Origin of the sequence: Bacillus sp. CGMCC 1.60114 (assembly GCF_042676365.1) — a bacterium.
In the GTDB taxonomy this organism is placed as follows: Bacteria; Bacillota; Bacilli; order Bacillales; family Bacillaceae_G; genus Bacillus_A; species Bacillus_A rhizoplanae_A.
In genome coordinates, this window is record NZ_JBHTHG010000059.1 from 1 (window position 1) to 2,439 (window position 2,439).

A 2,439-nucleotide genomic window follows, 5' to 3' on the forward strand; every position below is an offset into this window, starting at 1 on the left:
TATAAAGGATCAGATGTATACCATTGGTTTATTTGCGTATAGCGGAAGTAGCCTAAGCTCTGAGGACAATAAAACAATCCTATATGTAAAGGAGAAACATGAATCCAATAGTATCGAAGAAATTTTGAAAGCTGCACAATATCCACAAGTATTTGTAAATTTAAAAGGTGAGAAAAATCGTCCTGAAACATCTTGGATGTATACGCCAATAATTGCACAACATTGGGGATATCAGGATGAAATTATGATTCCAAATCAACAGTATGATGGCATTCTATGGCTAGAACATATTACACCTTCTCGGATTAAATAAAATAAAAAAGTGCGCCATTAAGATAGGATGGTGAACTGGGTTCTGTTGCAAAGTTTGAAAAAGGCATAAACAGGTTGGTAAATAAAGAACAATGTTTAGGAAGTAGCTAGTAATTGTTGAAGTTCATTGTACGTGAAGCATGACGAAGATTTTGCAACAGAACCTTTATGAAAATCTATCATCTATTTTTTTAAATTCTTCACTGTCAAAGTCTGGAGGTTTTGGTTCACTATCTCTCAGTAACATATCAATTAATCCACTTATAATAGAAAACAATATTATTCCCCTCAAAGGAATAAAAATACTTATTATAAAGTAATCAATTATTGAAATTAAAAAAAAAGTTATTCCAACATTTAAGATAAAAGGAATTAATCCTTTACTAGATTTTAATATTCTTACTGTTTTAAAAGCTTTTATAAAACTATTTATAACAAATGAAATAGGTACTTCTAAAACTAGAAATATGAAAAAAAAGATTAATAAAGATCTTATTGAATCATATTCCAATCCAAATAAATGTAATAATATAAAATCAAAAAACAATATGAAAAATAAAATAGGAAGTATTAATAATGCACATATAAATATTGTTTTTAATTTTTCCATTATGTGCCCCTTAATATAAAATAGGTGTAATAAAATTAATCTTTTAAGCTTTACCCAAATTCATTGAAAAACGCCTTCTCTATTCATTAGTTAAATATTACCATATGCGTTTTTTGTATTTCCCTCCTTGTTTTTGGATGTGGATGCTGGATGTGGATTTGGAAACTAGCTAGACCAAGTCAGGCAAATAAACTTCATTTTTAGATACAAATATTATTAAAATAAGCAAAAGAACCCTAAAAAACAACAAGAAAAGTTTACATTCCAAACACTGAAAATAAAGGAGTTATTGAACATTTCACAATATATTTATTCAAATAGTTTACGTATAATTTTTACCCAACCTAAATAAGAAAATCCTATAAGAATTGACCACAAAAATGCTACACGGATACTTCTTGGAATTGATATCCATAATTTAAATATTTTCCAAGATAAATCATCTCTTTCGCTTTTTCTCATAATTATCACCCTTATAAATTTTACTATAATTAGAATTATTTGTAAGTCAAATTGTTCAATTAACATAATCCCACTTATCAGCACTTATTATATCTAAGAATTATGAAAATCCCTACAACATGAAAGTGGAGGGATTTTTTTATACAATAAAGATGATATAGAAAATTTCGAATTGCAAAGGGGAAATAATTAATGAATATTTATCAAATTTCATTCGCATATACTGGACAAGGAAAAGACTTTATTTATGTTAAGTCTGATAATACTCTTGTACAGATGATGAATCATTTCGGAAATAAGGTTGCAGAATGTGCAGCGATTGGCTACATAAAAAATGGTGTAGGTTACATTGTTAATCTCGAAAATGTAGAGTCTGTAGAAGTCCAGAAGCCAGCTATAAAGCATTCTGATAGTATTGAGATGCGAGATATTTCATACTTTTACACAGCAGAATAACACAGGGCGCTCATTACGAGCTTCTTTTTTATTTAATTAAGATATATCTTGTTGCAATAATAAATCCGTATATGTCCACACATTTTGCCAAAAATAATCAACTTCATCTATCATAAATAAACGTATACAGAGCATAAATAGAATAGTCAGTACTAATGGAATAACTGTACTAGAAAAATAATATTTGAAACCACCATTATCTTGTAAAATAGAAATTTTAAATAGGTCAATATCCAATGTATAAGCAATAATTTGTTCTATGATTAACAAAAAACTATATATTACTAAAGAAAACCAAGGATAATGTATTTTAAAAATCCTTAGAAATATATACATACCGAGTATTTAAGAGACTATTAAAAGTCCCTCAAATCGTTTAACTGGGGGACTTTTGTGTTCACATAATTCACGTTGTAGGAAGTTAATTATTCACCGATATAAAACAGAATTTGTGCAATACTCGTAAAAAATTCTGGTTCTTGTATAGGAGAATCTTCTTCTATCTCTAAGTATGTTTTAAACCATTCTGATGTCTTCATTCTCCACCTTGCTATTTCTTTACCTTGATAATAAAATTTTGCCCAATCTAATGGTACTTT

The 2,439-nt window shown here is 28.2% G+C and carries 5 protein-coding genes; 2 read left to right on the forward strand and 3 right to left on the reverse strand.

All coding sequences use genetic code 11. The features are described from left to right. Positions 1-313: erythromycin esterase family protein (locus ACFQZ1_RS10820; RefSeq protein WP_377882210.1), on the forward strand; the 313-nt coding region annotated here is incomplete at its 5' end. A 165-nt stretch (positions 314-478) separates the two neighbouring features. Here ACFQZ1_RS10820 and ACFQZ1_RS10825 read toward each other — a convergent pair. Then, positions 479-922: a YrvL family regulatory protein gene (locus ACFQZ1_RS10825; RefSeq protein ID WP_377882211.1), complete on the reverse strand. Its 444-nt coding sequence runs from the start codon at positions 920-922 to the stop codon at positions 479-481. A 309-nt stretch (positions 923-1,231) separates the two neighbouring features. Beyond that, positions 1,232-1,384: a hypothetical protein gene (locus ACFQZ1_RS10830; RefSeq protein ID WP_377882212.1), complete on the reverse strand. Its 153-nt coding sequence runs from the start codon at positions 1,382-1,384 to the stop codon at positions 1,232-1,234. A gap of 192 nt (positions 1,385-1,576) precedes the next feature. Here ACFQZ1_RS10830 and ACFQZ1_RS10835 point away from each other — a divergent pair, with 192 nt between their 5' ends. Further along, the gene (locus tag ACFQZ1_RS10835; RefSeq protein WP_377882213.1) at positions 1,577-1,840 is read left to right on the forward strand and encodes a hypothetical protein; all 264 of its coding nucleotides are present in this window, start codon (positions 1,577-1,579) and stop codon (positions 1,838-1,840) included. Between the two features lie 425 nt (positions 1,841-2,265). On the opposite strand, the gene ACFQZ1_RS26700 is transcribed toward ACFQZ1_RS10835, so the two are convergent. Continuing rightward, positions 2,266-2,439: tubby C-terminal domain-like protein (locus ACFQZ1_RS26700; protein WP_445291725.1), on the reverse strand; the 174-nt coding region annotated here is incomplete at its 5' end.

Excerpts from the sequence above, each read along its gene's own strand:
- ACFQZ1_RS10825 (WP_377882211.1), bottom strand. The coding sequence starts at position 922 with ATGGAAAAATTAAAAACAATATTTATATGTGCATTATTAATACTTCCT.
- ACFQZ1_RS10830 (WP_377882212.1), bottom strand. The coding sequence starts at position 1,384 with ATGAGAAAAAGCGAAAGAGATGATTTATCTTGGAAAATATTTAAATTA.
- ACFQZ1_RS10835 (WP_377882213.1), top strand. The coding sequence starts at position 1,577 with ATGAATATTTATCAAATTTCATTCGCATATACTGGACAAGGAAAAGAC.